Annotated in this window: 17 protein-coding genes; 5 read left to right on the top strand and 12 right to left on the bottom strand. The window is 57.9% G+C overall.

What is annotated here, in order from left to right; translation table 11 throughout:
* The first annotated feature begins 8 nt into the window (after window positions 1-8).
* From F0184_RS00980 to F0184_RS00970, 3 genes are read left to right on the top strand one after another with little or no spacing between them, the layout of a single operon-like run.
* A complete protein-coding gene (locus F0184_RS00980; protein WP_150493540.1) occupies window positions 9-710 on the top strand; it encodes a hypothetical protein in 702 nt (233 codons plus the stop codon).
* Between the two features lie 3 nt (window positions 711-713).
* Window positions 714-1,436: a hypothetical protein gene (locus F0184_RS00975; protein WP_150493538.1), complete on the top strand. Its 723-nt coding sequence runs from the start codon at window positions 714-716 to the stop codon at window positions 1,434-1,436.
* Window positions 1,433-3,280: a V-type ATP synthase subunit A gene (locus tag F0184_RS00970; protein ID WP_150493536.1), complete on the top strand. Its 1,848-nt coding sequence runs from the start codon at window positions 1,433-1,435 to the stop codon at window positions 3,278-3,280. Before F0184_RS00975 ends, F0184_RS00970 begins: the two co-directional genes overlap by 4 nt.
* 114 nt (window positions 3,281-3,394) lie before the next feature.
* Here the strand turns inward: F0184_RS00970 and F0184_RS00965 are convergent, their stop codons facing one another.
* From F0184_RS00965 to F0184_RS00910, 12 genes are all read right to left on the bottom strand, one after another.
* The gene (locus F0184_RS00965; RefSeq protein WP_150493534.1) at window positions 3,395-3,718 is read right to left on the bottom strand and encodes a DUF2160 domain-containing protein; all 324 of its coding nucleotides are present in this window, start codon (window positions 3,716-3,718) and stop codon (window positions 3,395-3,397) included.
* 12 nt (window positions 3,719-3,730) lie between these two features.
* Window positions 3,731-4,534 (bottom strand): carbohydrate ABC transporter permease, encoded by an 804-nt coding sequence (locus tag F0184_RS00960; RefSeq protein ID WP_208998267.1) that lies wholly within the window; start codon window positions 4,532-4,534, stop codon window positions 3,731-3,733.
* Window positions 4,531-5,394, bottom strand: coding sequence for a carbohydrate ABC transporter permease (locus F0184_RS00955; RefSeq protein WP_150493532.1), 864 nt, complete (start codon window positions 5,392-5,394; stop codon window positions 4,531-4,533). Before F0184_RS00955 ends, F0184_RS00960 begins: the two co-directional genes overlap by 4 nt.
* Before the next feature lie 2 nt (window positions 5,395-5,396).
* Complete coding sequence (locus F0184_RS00950; RefSeq protein WP_150493530.1) at window positions 5,397-6,470, bottom strand: ABC transporter ATP-binding protein; 1,074 nt, start codon at window positions 6,468-6,470, stop codon at window positions 5,397-5,399.
* Window positions 6,471-6,494: 24 nt separating this feature from the next.
* A complete protein-coding gene (locus tag F0184_RS00945) occupies window positions 6,495-7,562 on the bottom strand; it encodes an ABC transporter ATP-binding protein (RefSeq protein ID WP_150493528.1) in 1,068 nt (355 codons plus the stop codon).
* A 109-nt stretch (window positions 7,563-7,671) separates the two neighbouring features.
* Window positions 7,672-9,408 (bottom strand): ABC transporter substrate-binding protein, encoded by a 1,737-nt coding sequence (locus F0184_RS00940; protein ID WP_150493526.1) that lies wholly within the window; start codon window positions 9,406-9,408, stop codon window positions 7,672-7,674.
* A 393-nt stretch (window positions 9,409-9,801) separates the two neighbouring features.
* Window positions 9,802-10,623: a carbohydrate ABC transporter permease gene (locus F0184_RS00935; protein ID WP_150493524.1), complete on the bottom strand. Its 822-nt coding sequence runs from the start codon at window positions 10,621-10,623 to the stop codon at window positions 9,802-9,804.
* Complete coding sequence (locus F0184_RS00930; RefSeq protein WP_150493522.1) at window positions 10,620-11,507, bottom strand: carbohydrate ABC transporter permease; 888 nt, start codon at window positions 11,505-11,507, stop codon at window positions 10,620-10,622. The genes F0184_RS00935 and F0184_RS00930 overlap by 4 nt, the downstream gene beginning before the upstream one ends.
* Window positions 11,508-11,589: 82 nt before the next feature.
* Window positions 11,590-12,873: an ABC transporter substrate-binding protein gene (locus F0184_RS00925; protein ID WP_150493520.1), complete on the bottom strand. Its 1,284-nt coding sequence runs from the start codon at window positions 12,871-12,873 to the stop codon at window positions 11,590-11,592.
* A gap of 67 nt (window positions 12,874-12,940) precedes the next feature.
* Entirely contained in the window at window positions 12,941-14,011 is a 1,071-nt protein-coding gene (locus F0184_RS00920; protein WP_150493518.1) for an ABC transporter ATP-binding protein, read from the bottom strand.
* Window positions 14,011-14,802 carry a DeoR/GlpR family DNA-binding transcription regulator gene (locus F0184_RS00915; RefSeq protein ID WP_150493516.1) on the bottom strand — a complete coding sequence of 264 codons (792 nt, stop codon included), beginning with the start codon at window positions 14,800-14,802 and terminating at the stop codon, window positions 14,011-14,013. The genes F0184_RS00920 and F0184_RS00915 overlap by 1 nt, the downstream gene beginning before the upstream one ends.
* 451 nt (window positions 14,803-15,253) lie before the next feature.
* A complete protein-coding gene (locus F0184_RS00910) occupies window positions 15,254-15,925 on the bottom strand; it encodes a GntR family transcriptional regulator (RefSeq protein WP_150493514.1) in 672 nt (223 codons plus the stop codon).
* A 577-nt stretch (window positions 15,926-16,502) separates the two neighbouring features.
* On the opposite strand from F0184_RS00910, the gene F0184_RS00905 reads away from it, so the two are divergent.
* Window positions 16,503-18,539: a putative bifunctional diguanylate cyclase/phosphodiesterase gene (locus tag F0184_RS00905; RefSeq protein ID WP_150493512.1), complete on the top strand. Its 2,037-nt coding sequence runs from the start codon at window positions 16,503-16,505 to the stop codon at window positions 18,537-18,539.
* Between the two features lie 240 nt (window positions 18,540-18,779).
* Window positions 18,780-20,192, top strand: coding sequence for a TolC family outer membrane protein (locus F0184_RS00900; RefSeq protein WP_208998266.1), 1,413 nt, complete (start codon window positions 18,780-18,782; stop codon window positions 20,190-20,192).
* The last annotated feature ends 20 nt before the right edge of the window (window positions 20,193-20,212 follow it).

The following is a 20,212-nucleotide window of genomic DNA, read 5'->3' as shown; positions in this document are numbered from 1 at the left end:
AGACCAAGATGGCTGATAGCAAAGCAGGCGATCCTCAATCCACACATCCGGGCGCCGGCGTTCAGGCGTTGATCGACCGGTTGAAATCGGAAGGTGTCTCCGCCGGGCAAGAGGAAGCAAACCGCATTCTCGCCGATGCGCGCGCCCAAGCGGACAAAATCGTCGCCGATGCCGAGGCCAGGGCCAGAGCAATTGTCGACACGGCGAAGGCTGAGGCCGCACGCGAGGAGGCAGCCACGCGCGACGGCTTGAAAATCGCCGCGCGAGACATGGTTCTGTCGCTTCGCAACGAGCTTGACCGGCGGATTCAGGACGAAGCGAAACGTCTGATCGGTGTCGCGCTTGCGGATGAAACCTTTGTTCAAAAGCTGATCATCACCGTGGCGGGCAAGGCCAAGGAAGCGGCCGATGTCACGGCGGCGGACAAGATGGAAATCGTTCTGCCGGAACGGGCCGTGACCTTCGAAGAGCTCAAGCAATCTCCCGAGGCGGTTCAGCCTGGAACCCTTACCCATTTCGTCCTTGCGCTGGCCGGTGACGTGCTGCGGAAGGGCGTTACGTTCTCGTCCGCGCCAGGACAAAACGGCATTTCGATCAAGCTGACAGACAAGAACATCTCCATCGACATGAATGAGGACACCGTAGCGGAATTGCTCAAGGCGCACCTGCAACCCCGGCTACGCGCGGTCATGGAAGGGGTTTTGAGGTAGGCCATGTCCGAGCGCATGCGCTACATCACCTTGGCCACGAGCCTGCCGTATCTGGGCAGGCTGTTCGCCAAGGCCGACATTCCGATTTCCCGTTTCCGGCTGGAACAGCGCCTTGGCATGCTGACACCCGGTCACAGGCGTCTGCTCGATCGCGTCATACAAGTCACAGCATGGGCAGGCGTAGCACCTTTGCAGGACGACAAGCAGATCATAAGCCTGGCCAGGTCCGTCATTGACGACTTGAGCGACCATCCGGACCTCCAGCACCTGGTGTCCGGCCGCATGGAAACCCGGACCTTGATGGCTGCCTTGCGCCGCCGCAGAGACGGTCAGCAGACCCCGGGCGATGTCGACAGCTGGGGATACGGCCGGTGGAATTCGGCAATCGCCGCAAATTGGTCGGATCAGGCTTTTGGGCTTGGCCATTTCATGCCGTGGATCGCCAAGGCGAACCAGGCCATGTTGGCCGGCGATCATTTGAGCGTCGAGCGCACGGCATTGACCGAGGTCATCCGCCAAATCGACCACTATGGCCAAAACCATGCCTTCGATTTCGAAGCGGTCGTCATTTATGTCCTGAAATGGACGGTTTTCGCCCGGTGGGCGGCCTACAGTCAGGACAAGGCCGCGCAGCGCCTGTCCGGCTTAATCGACGCGGTTCTGGCAACGGCGCCAGATCTGCCGGGCGGCCCTGTTCGTGTGCCCGCCGAGGAGTTGTCTTCATGAGCAGCCATTTGCACCTTCCCGAACCGACCGCAGAAATCATCGCCGTCCAAGACGATCTGGTGACCCTTTCGCCGCTCGGAGACCACCCGCTGATCAAGAATGAGGTGGTTTACATCATACCGCATGGTCCCGAACGCGAGGGCAAGCCCCGCGAATACCTCAAGGCTGAAGTCTTGCGTGTGCGCGGCAAGTCCGCTGAAGCACAGGTATTCGAAAGCACGGCCGGTGTCCGGATCGGCGATCAGGTGATCCAAAGCGGCGACATGTTGTCCGTCGCTCTTGGACCTGGCCTCTTGTCGACCGTGTTCGATGGTCTTCAGAACCCGCTTGCCGAAATCGCGGCGGACCACGGCTTTTTCCTTCCGCGGGGCGTTTTGACCAATCCGTTGGACACCACACGGAAATGGGCATTTCAGCCGGTCCGGAAATCCGGTGACATGGTTCAGGCGGGCGATGTCATCGGCACTGTCCCCGAAGGCCGGTTCGAACATAAGATCATGGTGCCCTTTTCGCTTAACGGAGCATGGACCGTGGAACGCATCCGGGAAGGGACGTTCACCATCGAGGATGTGGTCGCCACACTGTCCGACGGACAGGGAAAGACCCGGGATTTGACCCTGGTTCAGAATTGGCCAGTGCGCCGCCCGATCCCGGATCGGCTCGTGTCCTCAGGACGGGCCGAACGCCTCTACCCGAGTGAGCCGCTGATCACCACGATGCGCCTGATCGACACCTTCTTCCCCATCGCTCGCGGAGGAATGGGCTGCATACCGGGGCCGTTTGGCGCGGGAAAGACAGTCCTGCAATCCCTGATCTCCCGGTTTTCGGCGGTCAACATCGTGATAGTAGTCGCCTGCGGCGAGCGCGCGGGGGAAGTGGTGGAGACCATCACGGAGTTTCCGCACCAATCGGACCCGTCAGGCGGCGGGACCCTGATGGACCGGACCGTTATCATTTGCAACACGTCTTCCATGCCGGTTGCCGCGCGCGAAGCATCGATTTACACCGGCATCACGCTTGGCGAGTACTACCGGCAAATGGGCTTCGACGTCCTGCTGATCGCCGACTCCACATCCCGCTGGGCACAAGCCATGCGCGAAACCTCCGGACGACTGGAAGAAATCCCCGGAGAAGAGGCCTTTCCCGCCTATCTCGACAGTTCCATCAAGGGCATTTACGAGCGCGCGGGCGTCATCCGCACCGGTGACGGAAAGATCGGCAGTTTGACCATGATCGGAACAGTGTCGCCTGCCGGAGGCAACTTCGAAGAGCCGGTCACGCAGTCGACGCTCGGCACGGTGAAAACGTTTCTCGGCTTGTCGGCGGAACGGGCCTATAAGCGGTTCTATCCTGCGGTCGACCCATTGCTTTCCTGGTCGCGTTATCACAAGCAGCTGGCCACCTGGTACGAGACCAATCTGGGATCGGATTGGGTCGCCCAGGTCGAGGAAATGATCGACTTGCTGCGGCGGGGGGACGAGGTCAACCGCATGATGCAGGTCACCGGTGAAGAGGGCATTTCAATCGAGGACTTCATCGTTCAGCAAAAGGCGCTCTTCCTCGACATGGTCTATCTGCAGCAAGATGCGTTTGACGATGTCGACGCATCCGCGCCCCTGCCCCGGCAGCAGGAGACGTTCGGTATCGTGTACCGGGTGGCCAAGCATGCCTTTGACTTCCCGGAAAAGGACGAGGCCCGCCGGTTCTTCACCGAGCTGACCTCCCTCTTCAAGAACCTGAACTATTCAGCCGAAGGCTCGAAGGACCGGGACGAACTGAAAGGCAGGATCGAGGCTTTGATCCGCCATGCGCCGAGCCGCTATGGCGAGGAAGCCGCGGAGTGATCCCGGGCTGGCGATTGTCGGCCGCAAGGGCCCTGGAAACAACGCCCAAAGGTTTTGACTGGTACAAACGAAAAGGCCGCCAATGGCGGCCTTCTCCCAAGCACCCGTCACAGCTTAAACGAACAGAAAAACGCAGATCATGTAAAGGATCGCGATACCCAGTGGGGCCCAGAGCGGCGGCCCCATGAGCCCCAACCATGCCAGGAAGATGAAAGCACTGCCCAGCAGGGAAATGAACAACCGGTCACCCCGGGTCGTATCGAGCCCGATGATCCCCCGGCGCGGCCCGCCGCCGGGCGAGAAATACTCCCACACGCCCATCGTTGTCACGGCAGTGAAAACGAACAGGAAAAATGCGGCGGTCGCCCGGGTCCAGGCCATCCATGTGCCGAGTGGTTCGCTCCACCATTCACCGGAGAACATGACGACTTCTTGCATGACAAGTCTCCCTTACACCCGTCCGAGAGCGAAGCCGCGGGCGATATAGTTGCGGACGAAATAGATCACGATGGCTCCGGGTATGATCGTCAGCGTGCCTGCGGCCGCGAGCAATCCCAGATCGTAGCCGGATGTGGACGCGGTTCGGGTCATGGTTGCCGCGATTGGCTTGGCATCCACGGCCGTCAGCGTCTTGGCGAGCAGCAATTCCACCCAGGAGAACATGAAGCAGAAGAAGGCCGCCACACCAATGCCCGCCGCGATCGTCGGAATGAAGATCTTGATGAAAAACCGCGGGAACGAATAGCCATCGACATAGGCGGTTTCATCGAGTTCCTTTGGCACACCGGACATGAACCCCTCCAGGATCCAAACCGCGAGCGGAATGTTGAACAGCGTATGCGCCAGCGCCACGGCCCAGTATGTGTCGAACAGCCCAACAGCGGAATACAGCTGGAAAAAGGGAAGTGCGAACACCGCCGGCGGCGCCATCCGGTTGGTCAGGAGCCAGAAGAACAGATGCTTGTCGCCGAGGAAACGGTAGCGCGAGAACGCATAGGCGGCCGGCAGCGCGACGGCGACGGACAGAACCGTATTGATCGACACATAGGCGAGCGAATTCACATAGCCCATGTACCAGGTGGGATCGGTAAAGATCGTGATGTAGTTCTCTAGCGTGAATTCCCGGGGCCAGAGCGTGAAGTCGCCCAGGATCTCATTCGTCGTTTTGAACGACATGTTGACCAGCCAATAGATCGGCAGCAACAGGAACAGAATGTAGAGAGCGGGCACGAAGCGGCTTAGGTTTCTCATCATTTGGCCTCGTTACGCATCATGACGGTGTAGAAGACCCAGCTCATCGCCAGGATGATCAGGAAGTAGATCAGCGACATGGCCGCAGCCGGACCGAGATCGAACTGACCGAGCGCGATCTTGACAAGATCGATGGACAAAAGGGTTGTCGAGTTGCCCGGACCTCCGCCGGTGAGAACGAACGGCTCCGTGTAAATCATGAAGCTGTCCATGAAGCGCAGAAGCACGGCGATCGTCAGAACCCGCTTCATCTTGGGCAATTGGATATAGCGGAAAATGGCGAATGGCTTGGCGCCGTCGATCTTCGCGGCCTGATAGTAGGCGTCGGGGATGGAGACAAGGCCGGCATAGGCGAGCAGCACCACGAGCGACGTCCAGTGCCAGACATCCATGAGGATCATGGTGAACCATGCATCCCCAGGTTGGCGGGTGAAGTTGTAGTCAAACCCGATGGCATTCAGGGTGCGGCCCAAAAGTCCGATATCCGGCAGAGCGAAGATGTTCCACATTGCCCCGACGACATTCCACGGAATGAGCAAAGGCAATGCCATCAGGACAAGACACACAGGGACCCAGGGGCCCTTTCGCGGCATGGTCAGCGCGATGGCGACCCCAAGCGGGATCTCGATCGCCAGGATCGAGAAGGTGAAAATCATCTGCCGCATCAGCGACGCGTGGAAACGCTCGGACAGGAGCACCTCTTCGAACCACATCAGGCCCGCCCAGAAGAACGTATTGTCCCCGAAGGTTTCCTGAACGGAGTAGTTCACCACCGTCATCAACGGGATGAGAGCGTTAAAGGCCACCAGAAACAGTACCGGAAGCACAAAAAACCATGCTTTCTGGTTTTCAATCTTTCCCATGATCACTCCCCTCCCGTCACGAGCCAGCCGTCGCTGTAGACTTGGGTATGGTCGGTCTTGAAGCTGACATGCGCATGCTTTTCGGGGATCTCAGCGCCATCCGGCACCAACAGCTTGATGCTCCGGCCGCCCTTGCGCGTGTCGACAATCTGGAACCGGCCCGCGTCGGACACCTTGGTGATTTCCACCGCCAGTCCCTTCTCCGAAAACGAGACAAATTCGGGCCGGACCCCAACTTCAAGCTTGGCGCCTTCCTTAGCGTGCACGGCATTCCAGGTCGCGACCGGTTCCCCTTCGAAAAACGCCTGCCCGCCCCGGACCTCGCAGGGCAAAACGTTCATGCCCGGCGATCCGATGAAGTGCCCCACAAAAGTATGTTGCGGGCGTTCGAACAACTCCACGGGGGTTCCGATCTGGACCACCTGGCCATCCTTCATGACCACAACCTTGTCTGCGAAGGTCAGGGCTTCGGTTTGATCGTGGGTCACGTATATCATCGTGGTCTTCACCCGCTGGTGCAGTTCCTTCAGCTTGGACCGAAGCTGCCACTTCAAATGCGGATCGATCACCGTCAACGGCTCATCAAACATGATGACATTGACGTCCGATCGCACGAGGCCCCGGCCCAGCGAGATCTTCTGCTTTCCATCAGCGGTCAAGCCGGCCGCGCGGTTCTGAAGCGTTTCCGTGAGATCGATCATGTCCGCGATCTCGCGCACGCGCTTGTCGACCTCCGGTTCCGGAACACCGCGGTTGCGAAGCGGAAAGGCCAGATTGTCGTATACGGTCATCGTGTCGTACACGACCGGAAATTGGAACACCTGGGCAATGTGCCGTTCGTCCGGCTGCATGCGGGTGACATCCTCATCATCGAACAGGATCTCCCCGTGGCTGGGTGTCAAAAGGCCTGAAATGATATTGAGGAGCGTTGTTTTCCCGCAACCGGACGGGCCCAGAAGCGCGTAAGCTCCGCCATCCTCCCAATCGACGTTCAACTCTTGCAAGGCGTAGTCGGCCGGCTTGGACGGGTTGGGCATGTAGCTGTGACGCAGGCCCTTCAGCGTGATTTTTGCCATTTTGGCGTCTCCTTCCCTGCCGGCTTATCCGGTGATCCGTTGGCCTGAGGCATCGAAATAGAAGGCTTCCGCCACATCGGCGTAGAACTCCTCCATTTCGCCAACCTCAACCGGATGAATACCGTGCGACTGGGACACCCATGAGTGCGTGGCGAGCATGAAATGGATCATGCTCTCTGATCCGCTGAGTTCAGCGACCTGGACAACGCCTTTCACCTTGACCGGTTGCCGGCCGGTTTGCGCGGGGACGACATGGTGGGGCCGGAGGCCCAAGGTATACTGCCCATCGCCCAGGGACGCGGCCGTCCCGGACGCTGTCCAAGATGTGCCGTCGTCCAGCGTCATTGTCTCACCCGCCTTCGTCACGGCCGCTTCATTCATGGGCGGTTCGGAGAAGACCTTAGCGCTGATCAGATCGGTCGGCGCCCGGTAAATGCTCCCCGTATCCCCAAACTGGGTCACCCGGCCTTCGTTCAATGTGGCGGTCTTTCCTCCGAACAAGAGCGCCTCAACCGGCTCTGTCGTCGCATAAACGACAACACAGTTTCGATCGGCAAACAGACGCGGCAGCTCATCGCGCAACTCTTCGCGCAACTTGAAATCCAGATTGGCGAGCGGTTCGTCGAGCAACACCAGATCGGCATCCTTGACGAGCGCACGCGCCATTGCGGTTCGCTGTTGCTGTCCTCCGGAAAGCTCGGATGGGCGCCTGTCGAGCATGGCGGAGAGCTTCATCAGCTCGGCCATCTCACCCACGCGCCGCTTGATCTCGTTTTCGGCAACGCGGGCGACCCGGAGCGGCGAGGCGATATTCTCGAAAACGGAAAAACTCGGATAGTTGATGAACTGCTGATAGACCATGGACACATTCCGCTTCTGCACCGCGGTCTTGGTCACATCCTGGCCGTTGAACCGGAGCGATCCCGTCGTGAGCGGATCAAGCCCGGCCATCATCTGCATGAGCGTCGTCTTGCCGGACAGGGTGGTACCCAGCAGAATGTTGATACAGCCTGGGTCCAGTTTCAGGTCCGTTGGATAGATGTGCTGGTCCACACCGACCCGCTTGGACACGTTGATCAGTTCAAGTGACATGAAAATGTTCGCACATTTGGCCAGCCCGGCACATGGACCGGGCGGGGCTTAAGAAGTCTCCCGGAGCGCGGGTTGCGCCCCGGGAGTGCTGAGTGCATCGGGAAGATGCTTATTGCTGCTGCCAGCCGGCGACGAGTTCGTCATAGTTGACGGTGATGCCTTGCGGCTTCTCGTTCTCCAGTTTCGCTTTAGCACCGCCCTTTCCGAGCCACTCGGAGGGATCCTTCGGCTCGTTCAGGCGGGGACCGCAACCACCATAGGTGTTGTTGCGCTCGTCGGCGCGCTGCATGCGGGCCATGATCGTGTCCATCTCTTCCGCAAGACGGTCCATGGCTTCCTGCGGGGTGAAGGCACCGGAGTTCACATCACCGATCTGCTGCCACCATAGCTGAGCCAGCTTCGGATAGTCCGGAACGTTGACACCCGTCGGGGTCCACATTTCGCGGTCAGGCGAGCGGTAGAACTCGACGACACCGCCAAGTGCCGGAGCCCGCTCGGTAAAGGACTCGTGGCGGACCGTGCTGTCACGTGCAAAGGTCAGCCCAACATGGCTCTTCTTGGTGTCGACGGTCTTGGACGTTACGAACTGTGCGTAAAGCCAAGCCGCCTTGGCGCGATCTTCCGGTGTGGACTTCAAGATCGTCCAGGATCCGACATCCTGATAGCCGACCTTTTGGCCTTTTTCCCAATATGGACCGTGCGGAGATGGCGCGGCGCGCCACAGCGGCATACCTTCTTCGTCCACGGTGTTGTTGCCTTCAGAACGCGGCTTCACCATGTCGGCCAGGAACGCGGTGTACCAGAAGATCTGCTGGGCAACATTGCCCTGGGACAGAGCCGGAAGCGACTGATAGAAGTCGTAGTCGGCAGCCGCCGGCGGGGCATATTTCCGCAGCCATTCGTCCCATTTGCGGATGGCGAAGACAGCCGCCGGGCCATTGGTTCCGCCACCGCGGGAGACAGAAGCACCTGCCGGGTTACAGGAGCCCTCTTCCATCCGGATGCCCCACTCGTCGATCGGACGTCCGTTTGGAAGGCCGACGGAACCGGCACCTGCCATGGACAGCCAGGCATCGGTCATGCGCCAACCGAGATCCGGCGCGCGCTTGCCGTAATCCATGTGCCCATAGATCCGGACGCCATCGATTTCCTGAACATCGTTGGTGAAGAATTCGGCAATGTCTTCATAAGCGGACCAGTTGACAGGCACGCCGAGATCGTAGCCGTACTTTTCCTTGAACCGGGCCTGGTAGTCTGGATTGTCGAACCAATCCTTGCGGAACCAGTAAAGGTTGGCGAATTGCTGATCAGGCAACTGATAAAGGTCGCCATCTGGACCGGTCGTGAAGCTGAGACCCATAAAGTCTTCCAGATCCAGCGTCGGCGAAGTCACGTCCTTGGCCGGACCCGCCATCCAGTCTGTCAGGTTGACCGCGGCCTGGAGACGGGAGTGCGTGCCGATCAGATCCGAGTCATTGACATAGGCATCATAAAGATTGCGGTTGGTCTGCATCTGCGTCTGAACCGCCTGCACGACCTCGCCTTCACCCAGAATCTGGTGATTGACCTTGATGCCGGTGATCTCCTCGAACGCTTTTGTCAGAACGCGCGACTCGTATTCATGAGTCGGGATGCCTTCGGACAGAACGTTGATCTCCATCCCACGGAACGGTTCCGACGCCTGGATGAACCATTCCATTTCAGCCATCTGCTCGTCTTTGCTCAAGACTGAAGGCTGGAATTCATCATTGACCCAACGCTGAGCGGCTTCCATGTCGGCAAAAGCCGCTCCTGAAGACGCAAGCAGCGCGGCCGCCGCAACTGCGGACATAAACCTGTGTTTCATGCTTTCCTCCCGATATGTAGCATTTTTAGCGGGTAAACGAATATCAGACGAAAGAAAATGAAGGTCAATGGAAATCTGCCGGTGAGCGGGGGATATGAAACGGGCGGCCTGCCAACAGTCGGTCGAAATAAAGAAATACATGAAGTAATTCAGATTCTTGGACACTTCGGCAGTGTCCTCGTCCACATTGGCTGGCGGAAGGCCGGAGCAGTCTAACCGGCCGAAAATGGGCCGCCAAAGCCGCAATTCGCCGAGCCAACAGCAAAACCCGAAACTCCGGCAAGCGTCTTAGACCCCAAGACGGATCGGGTTCTGGCACACCCTTAGCGGCGCCGCTTGCTTGACGCAATCATTCAGGAATTGATCCACAACAGAAACGAGCGCGCCCCGCGCTCACTTGATCCCGGCGCGCATGAAGCTTTGCACGAACTGGCGTTGGAAAAGCAGAAACGCGATGAGCAACGGTCCGGATGTCATCAGCGTCGCCGCGTTGATGACCGACCACTCGATCCCACTGTCGATCGAGGAAAACACGCTCAAGCCTACGGTTACCGGACGGGTTTCTACAGAATTGGTGACGATCAGCGGCCACAGGAAGTTGTTCCAGTGGTGGCTGACAGAGACCAGTCCGTAGGCCAGATAGGTCGGCTTTGCCAGCGGGATATAGACGCGCCACAAGACGCCGAGAAAAGAAGCGCCTTCGACACGGGCGGCCTCATCGAGTTCTTTGGGAATGGTCATGAAGGTCTGACGGAGCAGGAAAATCCCAAATCCGGAGGCGATATAAGGCAAGGCGATGGCAGGGATCGTGTCGACGAGATCCAAGAACCGCATGGTCTTGTAGTTCTCGACAATCAGAATATCCGGCATGACCAGAAGTTGCAGCAGAACGAGGGCGAACAGAACGTTTCTGCCGGGAAACTCAAAACGGGCAAAGGCGTATGCGGCCAGGGTGCACAGGAAGAACTGGCACGCCAGGATCAGGGTCACCAGAATGAAGGTGTTCAGGAAATATCGCGCGAAAGGCGCAGCTTCCCAGGCCTTCACGAAATTCTCGAATGTGATCGGGGCGAACAGGTCGAACCGGGCTTCATAGGCAGCCGGGTGGAACGCCGTCCAGATCGCATAGGCCAGGGGCAGAACCCAAAGCACCCCCAAAGCCCAGGCCGCGACCGTATTGAGCGACCGGTCGAATGCATCAGAAATCCGGGTCATTTGTAATGCACCTTGCGGTCAAAGAGGAAAAACTGACCGATGGCGAGCAGCGACAACAGAACCAGAAGCGCAACCGTCAAAGTCGCGGCATAGCCGGTTTCCCAATATCGGAAGGCCGTCTCGTAGATATAGAACAACAGCAGAGAGGAGGCGTTGTCCGGCCCGCCGTCCGTCAAGATGAAGATATGGTCGACCAGCCGGAAAGAATTGATCACGGCATTGATCGATACGAAGAGCGTCGTCGGCATGAGCAATGGAAACGTGATGCGCCAGAAGATTGTCCAGCGTCCCGCACCTTCGATCTGGGCCGCCTCCTTGAGCGAAACCGGGATCGCTTGGAGTGCCGCCAGATAAAAGATCATGAAAAACCCGGCTTCCTTCCAGACGGTGACCACAATGATCGCGTTCAACGCCGTGTCCGGATCGCCGAGATAGTTGGAGGCTGGCCACCCGAACAGACCGCGGGTCAGCTGATCGAACAGGCCAAAGCCCGGCGTGTAGAAAAACAGCCAGATGTTCGCCACGGCGATCAACGGCAACACAGTTGGAGTGAAATAGGCCATGCGAACAAAGCCACGGCCCGCCAGCTTGTCATTGACCCAGAGGGCCATGGCAATTGCGAGCGCGATGGACAACGGGATCGTGCCAAGGGCAAACCAAAGATTGTTCCACAGCACCTTCCAGAACACCGGATCAGCCAACATCCGTTCGTAATTGTCCAGCCCGAGAAATCTGGCCGGCCGTTGGCCGCGCGGCGTCGAGTAGAAACTGTTGATCAGCGTGGTGACGGCCGGGATATGCGTGAACGCAAAGAGGAAGACCATGGCCGGCAGCAACAGCAGCCATCCATGGATCCAGTCTCTCTTAAACCTGGTCGCCTTCATGACCGATCCGATCTTGGGATGCGCAACAAGACAAGGAACGTCTGGCGGCGGCCAGTGACAGGCAACCGCCAGACAGATTGCATTAACGGTATTCAACCAGCACGGCTTCGGCCTGGGCCTGTGCTTCCTTCAAGGCCTCTTCCGGGGTCTTTTGTCCGGTAATGGCAGCGGCAAGAGCATCGTTGAAAATGCCTGTCACGCGCTGGTTCTGGTAGGTCGACAATTCGGCAACCGCGAACTCAAGCTGGTCGCGGGCGACGAGAGCCGGCGGGAAGTCTTTTGCATAGGCCTTCATGACATCCGTCTCCCAGGTATCCGCACGCGGCGCGACATAGCCGGTGGCCATGGCCCATTTCGCAGCTTGTTCGGGAGCGGCAATCCACTTCACGAAGTCCACCGCCGCCTGGTTCTGCTCATCGGACGCACCCTTGAACAGGTAGAAGTTTCCGCCACCGGTCGGGGCACCGCGGCGCTCCTTGGCCGGCAGCATGGCAACGCCGAATTCAAAAGGCGCGTTGTCACGCACATTTGTCAGATTGCCGGTGGTGGTCCACATCATGGCTGTCTGGCCTTCGAAGAACGCCTTCGGGGTCGCGCCCCACTCGATGATGCCCGGCGCCATAACCTGATGCTTCTGGGACAGATCGACGAGGTATTGCAGCGCCTCAACCACCTTTGGATCATCGAAGTTGGTCCGGTTGCCTTCGGAATTGGCCAGGATCACGCCATTTTGGGTGGTCAAGCCCTGAAAGAGCCAATAGGGGAAACCAGAGGACGGGATCCGCACACCCCACTGCGTGACGTTGCCCGATGCGTCCTTCTTGGTCAGCTTCTTGCCGAACTCGACCATTTCGTCCCAGTTTGCCGGCGGCACGTTGGGGTCGAGGCCTGCCTCTGCAAAGGCTTCCTTGTTCCAGTAAAGTACCGGTGTGGAGCGTTGGAACGGAATGCCATAGGTCTTGCCACCTGTTTGGCTGTTTTCCATGAAGGCCGGATAAAAGCCCGCGAGCCAGGCTTTGTCTTCGTCAGACGCCAGGTAGTCGTCGAACGGCACGATCAGGTCTTCATCGATAAGGGTGAACATGTCGACGGACAGGATCACCGACAGCTGTGGCGGGTTGCCACCACGGGACGCCGTGATCGCCTTGGCCACTGTGTCCTGGTAGGACCCGGCATAGACCGCATCAATGGTCACGCCAGGGTTCTGTGCCATATAATCTGAGGTCAGCTCCTGAATCGTTTCAGCAGCTTTCCCGCCAACGGCAACCGGAAAGTAGAACTGTAGATCAACAGCCTGAGCGGACGCCCAGGTGCTGAATGTGAAAGCGGTCGCCGCGACGGCTTTCATAAATTTTGACTTCAACATGACTTCGGACTTCCCTTGTTTGAGCCTCCGCAAGGAGCGGTTGGTCTGAGCCGGCCAGCACAGAAGGTCAGGAGCACAAATGTGCTCCAATCTCAGCCGCCAGATCATCGCGGCGCGTGCCCGACGTCTGGTCGAAAACATGCAGTTGCCCGGGGTCGAAACCGAGCCGGATGGTGTCGCCCGGCGCAACATTTTGAGTGGCGGGCAACCGAACCTGAAATGACGCTGCACCAAGGATCCCGTCGACCAAGAGGTCGGCGCCGAGATATTCGACAGCTTTGACAGTCACCGTGATGGGGCCGGCCTGGTCGAGGCGCACGTTTTCCGGGCGCAATCCGAGGATATGCTCCGGGCCGCCGCGGTCCGGGACCAGCAGACTTGCCGCGAACAGATTCATGGGCGGCGTGCCGATGAACCTGGCCGTAAACGGGGACGACGGTTTTTCATACAGCGTCCTCGGGTCAGCCGCCTGTTCGATTCGTCCGCCATTTAGAAGCACCACCTGATCGGCCATCGTGATGGCTTCCACCTGATCATGCGTCACGTAGATCATCGAAAAGCCGAGCTTCTGCTGCAGGGCGCGGATTTCGAGGCGCATCTCGTGCCTCAGCTTCGCGTCGAGATTGGAGAGCGGCTCGTCCATCAAACAGACCGGCTTCTCGCCAATGATGGCGCGGCCAAGGGCAACCCTTTGCTGTTGCCCCCCGGAGAGTTGCGCGGGTTTACGCTCAAGCAGAGACGACAAGCCGAGCAAGTCGGCCACGCGCTTCAGCCGCTCATCGCGCTCTGCGCGCGGAACCCGGCGCACCTTCAAACCAAACACGATATTTTCCGCGACGGACAGGTGCGGAAACAACGCGTAGGACTGGAAAACCATCGCAATGTCGCGCTCGGCGGACGGTCTGGATGTGACATCCCTGGAGCCGATCTCGACCGTACCCTCATCCACCGTTTCAAGGCCCGCGATCATGCGCAAGGTTGTCGATTTTCCACAGCCCGACGGGCCGAGAAGCGCCGTGAACGATCCGGCCGGGACATCCACGGAGATGCGGTCAACGGCGCGGTTGCCCGCCCAAATCTTGGAAACCGACGACAGGGTGATGGCCTGCCCCGTCCGCGAAAGGGCCCGTTCAAGCATCACGGCTCTCCTGCCGCGGTCTGCGCCACCTTTACCCTGGTTTCACCAGGGTTGAGCAATCGGGCGATTCCGGCCGGCAGCGGCTGGTCGCTGAAGACGGCCGACACCTCGGTGATGTGCCCGCCCCGTACGTGAGCCGACCTGCCGAACTTCGTTCTATCGAGAACCAGGAACGACTGGCGGCAATTGGCAAGGATGGACTGCCGGGCCGCAACTTCGTCTTCATGGAAATCCAGCAAGGTGCCGTCCTCATCGACACCTGCGACCCCAAAGATACCGACATCGACCTTGTAGCGGGCGAAGAAGTCCTGTGTTCCGCTTCCAAGTATATCGCGATCGCCATGCCGAAGACGCCCACCGGCAATGGTCACTTGAAAGGTCGGGTTGGACGACGCGGTGAACGCCACGTTCAGGTTGTTTGTGAAGATCGACAGGTTCTCATGCTGAACGAGCGCCTGCATCACGATTTCAGGCGTGGTGCCGATGGAAAAGGCCAGCGACTGGCCGCTGTAGATATCCTGAGCCAGGAGATCCGCGATCTTCCGTTTCTCTGGAAGATTGAGGATCTGACGGGTGCTGTAGTGAATGTTTGCCGGCTGCGCGGGCGGTTCGACGCCGCCATGCGTACGCCGCAGAATACCGAGTTCGCACAAGCCGTTGACATCCCGGCGGATCGTTTGGGTCGTCACCTCAAACCGCTCGGCCAGATCCTCAACAGAGGCAAAGCCGGACGTGTGAACAAGATCCGCAATCTCCGCTTGCCGCTTTGTTATGTCGATACTGCCGAGCATTTGACCCCTACGTGACCGCTTTCCACCCCTATGAAACCGCATCGTGACTCTGGCTAGCCCTGACCGGGAAACGAATGACCCGGTTGAACTTGCTTCACTTTTCCGATCAACGATTTACAATGACCTTATCCAGTTCATATGAACATATTTGAACGTTCATATGAACATGTCGTGACAATCGAATGCGCGCAGCCGTCAGACATCCCAGGCGCGTCTCCAAGTGACGGCAGGTTCATGGGCAGTATGTCGGGAAAGTCCGGTCCGCCGCGCCAAACAGCGGACCCGCATCAATTCCGGCAGGCGCTGGCGGGCGCAAGTCTGGCAAGAACGGCCAGTTCAACTGAAGAGAAGCCGGAACAGGTTTCCATCGGGCGCTGATCCCTTCGGGGGGATAAGACCACCGGTGTTATCCGAACGGTCGATATGATTTGCGCCGTTCGCAGAAAAAGGTCTACAGGGCCGGCAAACGGCTCCCCAGAAACTGCGCCTTCAGAGCGGCAAGCGTGTCCAGACGATGTTCCCGGGCAAGCCGTTGCGCCTGATCGGCGTCCCGCGCGGAAATGGCCGCCAGGATCGAGGCGTGTACCCCTCTTGGCCCCAGTTCTGCGGGAGCAAGACCGTGGAGTATGAGGCGCGCGCGATGCACTTGATCGAACAAGCCGGACATTTGACGAAGCAGCCGCATATTGCCGTAAAATTCGGCGAGCCTGCAGTGAAAAGAACGGTCGGACTGCACCCACCCATCGACATCTGCTTCTGCGCCCAAGTTATCCAGTTGCTGCGCCAAAAGCGTCAGTTCTTCGTGTGAACCGGGCGTCAGACCCTTGCGTGCAACTCCTGCCGCGACGGCGCTCTCGAACACGGAAAGAAGTTCATAGATTTCTTCAAGATCAGACGCCGTAATTCCAACAACCAAGGCACCGCGCCTGGGCACAAGCGACACCAGCCCCTCCGCCTCCAGCCGGATCAGGGCCTCACGAACGGGCGTTCGGCTCATGCCTAACCTGACAGCAATATCCGGTTCTGGTGCTTGGTAACCCGCAGGCAGAGCGCTCGACAAAATGTCAGCCTTGAGGCGGTCATAGGCGTCGCCGACGCGGGTTATTTTTGCAGTCTGGGTCATGTTTTAAAACAATCTGTTTTTAGCTTTTCAACACCACTTCGCGGGAAGACACCCCAAATTGCCTACAGCAGCTTACAATGTAATAAAGGACACATTATCATTTATTTCATATAGAATAACGGACCATATCCCTGACTATTTTCAGAAAATAAGGCGGAATATCTGCTGAAGGAACGTGCATTACATTGATCAAATCTAATGTTTCAACCCTACCCTCTGTTGCCAGATCCGCATAGGACGCCGGCTAATCGATATTCATCAATCTCCATGGATAGCTTTTGAGGCAAAAATGGTTATGAAAAATTAAGGAACTAATTCGAATTGTAGCAAAATATTGATTTGATCGCGAATACATCAAGATATGAAATTGCCCATACATTCACATATGAATAGAAAGATCGATTATGAATCGGAACTAATCATTTACTGTTTTTTTCAACTTAATTGTCAATTTTAGTATTCGAGATTTTTACTTTATTTTCCCGCGTTCAATTGCAGGAAATTAGAATTTCGTTGTGACTTTTTGAGTCAACATGCAGGCACTGTATTCAAACAGACCGTCAAGCGTGAGGGATCATTGTATATTGAGTTGATTTACTTCTTGTTTGCAATTCTGGTTTGCATGATGGGTAGCTTCGCCATCTTGCACCTCCATGTGCGCCTATCGCCCGGATTGCATGCAGCATCCGGGGCACTGCGTCGGACAGTCTCGGTCGTGGTGATCGGAACCACGATCTGGACCGTTCAAATGATCCCATTGTTGAGCTTCGACGCCATTCAACCTCAGGTCTTTTCGAGTATTAAAATTGCTCTGTCATTCCTGGCTGCCATGATCTACGCGGCAGCCGCTTCCAGTTTGCACCCGATAGCGAAACGGGCTGGGATTCCCGAGATCGAAGGTGCGATCATCGGCTTTGGCTCATGGACAGTCCACCTCATCGGCCAGATGTCGGCAGTGCACGAGGGGCACGAGAGCTGGAACCTCTTGACCCAGATTCAGGCTTTGCTGCTTTGTGTGATGTTCAGCGCCCTCGCGTTTGCCTGCATGTCCCGGCAAAAAAGCACTTTGGGCGCGCTTGCCGGCCTTGTCTTTTTCACTGTCGCCAATGTCGGCCTGTATCTGTTTTCGATGCAAAATGGCGGAACCTCGGACGGGCCGGCCATCTTCTGGGGACATATGAGCAGCCTCTTTCTGCTAGCCTGCGTCACTGCGGCCATTCTCCTGCTTGGCCTAACAGTTTCATCGGTGCTGGTTGCTCAGGTCAAAACGCAAGCCGGCATGATCAGTCGCCTCAAATTTGCAGCGCTGCACGACACATTGACCGGGCTTCCCAACAGGGATCACCTGACCAACTTCATAGATCCGAAACTGCGATCTGCTGCCGATGCCGGAAAGCGGGCCGCGGTCGTCTGTCTCAGTCTTTCGAAATTCAAGCGGATCAATGAATTCCACGGAATTGCAGCCGGCGACCGGATTCTCAGAGCGTTTGCCTCGAATTTATCTGACGCTCTGAAAAGGGATGAATATCTCTGCCGTTTTAGTGGCGATGAATTTGTCGCGATAAAAACCGACCTCGACTCTGCGGAAGATGCAAAAGTGTTTGCCAACCGCTTGCGCGCGGCTGCGCTCACGCCGGTCAAACAAGCCGACTACCGGATATCCTTGGAACCGAGCATCGGACTGGCGGTGATGCCAGATGACAGTTGGCATCTGGAAACACTCGTCTTTCAGGCTGGACTGGCATCCAGCCAGGCCGAGAGACTCGGCAATAGCCAAACAAGGCCATATGGCGATGGCTTGGAGGAAGCCTACCGGCGGCGCGCCTGCCTCGCCGCCGACCTCAAGACGGCGATCTCAGACGGCCAGTTCCGCCTCGTTTTTCAGCCCCTAGTCCGGATCAGAGACCGGAGTGTCTATGGATATGAGGCCCTTATCCGTTGGCAGCATCCTGTAAAGGGGCTGCTAAACCCGATCGATGTTATCCCGATTGCTGAGAATACCGGACTGATTGTGGATCTCGGCGCATGGGCTCTGCGGGAAGCCTGCCGAGAGGCCGCCACCTGGCGCCCGGACTTGAGCGTCTCGGTGAACACCTCTCCCGTTCAGTTGTCGCGATCCGACTTTCCAGGTCTTGTTGAAGCCGTGCTGGCAGACACTGGGCTAGATCCGGAGCGGCTGGAAATCGAAGTCACGGAAACCTCCACCATCGAGACGCCCGACAAGGTGACAGTGGCGATCAACAAGCTGCGGACAATGGGTTTGAAAGTGGTTTTGGACGACTTCGGTACAGGCTATTCATCCCTGAACACGCTTCAAAACTTTACGTTCGACAAGATCAAGATAGACCGGGTCTTCACGCAATCCATCGAAACGGACGCCCGTTCACGGGCAATTATCCGGTCTGCTGTGCTGCTGGGTCACAGTTTCAAAATCCCGGTTTTGGCCGAAGGGGTGGAAAATGAGCGGCAACTGCGGTTCCTGAAGGAAGCCGGATGCTTTGCCGTGCAGGGCTATTTGTTCAGCAAGCCCATCAACGCTCTGCAAATCCCCGAAGCTGCTTTTCCCAAGCGCCCGGATCCCGAACACTTCAAACACCTGAGGGCGCATCCGTGATGGATGAGCTCTGCGGCGAAGCAACAGACCAAGAATTCAAATACTCTCAGTCGGCACTGTAAATTCTGTCGATGAAATTATTCTTGGCTGAATCGCGTGTAATTACGTTTGATTAACTATGGCTCTTTACCATGATAAATAAGTTAAACGAATGGTAAAGCCATGACCCATCGATCAGAATTCCCTCGTTTTATTCGCGTTCTTTCGCGCCGTTTGGTTCGATCCCTCGCATGTGTGAGCATGGTCACTCTGGCTGTATCGGGGCATGCACATGCCGAAACCCTGGAAGAGGCAATGGCCGCGGCCTACGCATTGAATCCGGGCTTGAAGGCGGAGCGGGAACGCTATCAGGCGACCAACCAGGGCATTTGGACCGCCCGGTCCCAGTTCTTGCCGACGGTTCAAGGATCATTCACAAGCCAGCACAATGCATTCCGCAACGGCCGCGACGGCGATAGCGACCGGGCATTCTTCCATGAACTGGGCGTCACCCTGTCGCAGCCGTTGTTTCAGGGTTTCTCCGCCGTCAACAGGTTAAACCAAGCGCATGAGGAAGCGGAGTCGGGCCGCCATCAGCTGATTGGCGCGGAACAAACGCTGCTGTTCAATACAGCCGATGCCTATCTGCGGATCTGCCGGGACCGGTCCATCCTCAACCGGCTCAAGCGCTATGTCGGGACGGTTCAAGAGGAAGTGGCGGCGGCGAGAGCCCGCTACAAGTCAGGCGACGCGACCCGGACAGATGTGGAACAGGCCCTTGCCCGCCTCGCGGAAGCAGAGGGCAACAGAGACCAGGCCCAGGGTGATCTGGCCGCATCCGTTGCGCTTTATGAGCGGCTAACGGGAAAAGAGCCAGGGAAGATCGGTTGGCCTGGCGTGCCGTCCTCCCTGCGCCCCAATGGCATGGAAGATGCGATATCGATCGCGATCACCAACAATCCCTCCATCCGGGCAGCAACGAACGATGCCCGGGCAGCCCGCTATGCCGCACGCGCCTCGGTTGGCGACATGATGCCACGGGTCGATCTTGAAGGCGGCTGGACGAATGGATACCGCGGCAATCTCACGGATCTCGATGACGAGGATTTCCGTCTCGGGGTCCGGGTCACTGCGCCGATCTTTACCGGCGGCCGCAATATCGCTTCGGTGCGGCGGGCAAAGTATACCGCTGCACAGCAGGAATACGAGCTCGATGACATTCAGCAGGTTATCCGTGAGAATGTGATCCGCGCGGTCAAACAGGAAAATGCGTCCAAGCGCCGGGCGGAAGCCGCGCAGCGCGCGATCGAGGCCAACCGCAGGGCCGTGAAGGGCCTGGAAGTCGAGTTTGAAAGCGGACAACGCTCCTTGCTCGACGTTCTGGACGGAGAGCGTGAGTTGCTGAGAAGCCAGGTGGACTATGAGCGGGCCCGGTACGACGCTCGCCTGGCGGAGTTTTTCCTGCTGGCGAACATTGGCCGCCTGGCACCACACAATTTTTCGATCATAGAAGAACTGCCGGCTCCGGTTCCCCGCTATATCCCGGAATTCAACACCTGGACCTTGCGGCTGGAACCTTCCGAGCGGGAAATTGCAATGGGAGAGGTTGTCTTTGCCGAGAGCCAACCGCCCCTTGAGACAGTCCACGTCGATCGGTTGCCGCCAATCCAGTGACTTGAGGCACAAAAAACAGG

Origin of the sequence: Roseibium aquae (genome assembly GCF_008711285.1) — a bacterium.
GTDB lineage: Bacteria > Pseudomonadota > Alphaproteobacteria > Rhizobiales > Stappiaceae > Roseibium > Roseibium aquae.
Note: the sequence above shows the minus strand (reverse complement) of the source record. Positions and strands in the feature narration are given on the sequence as shown.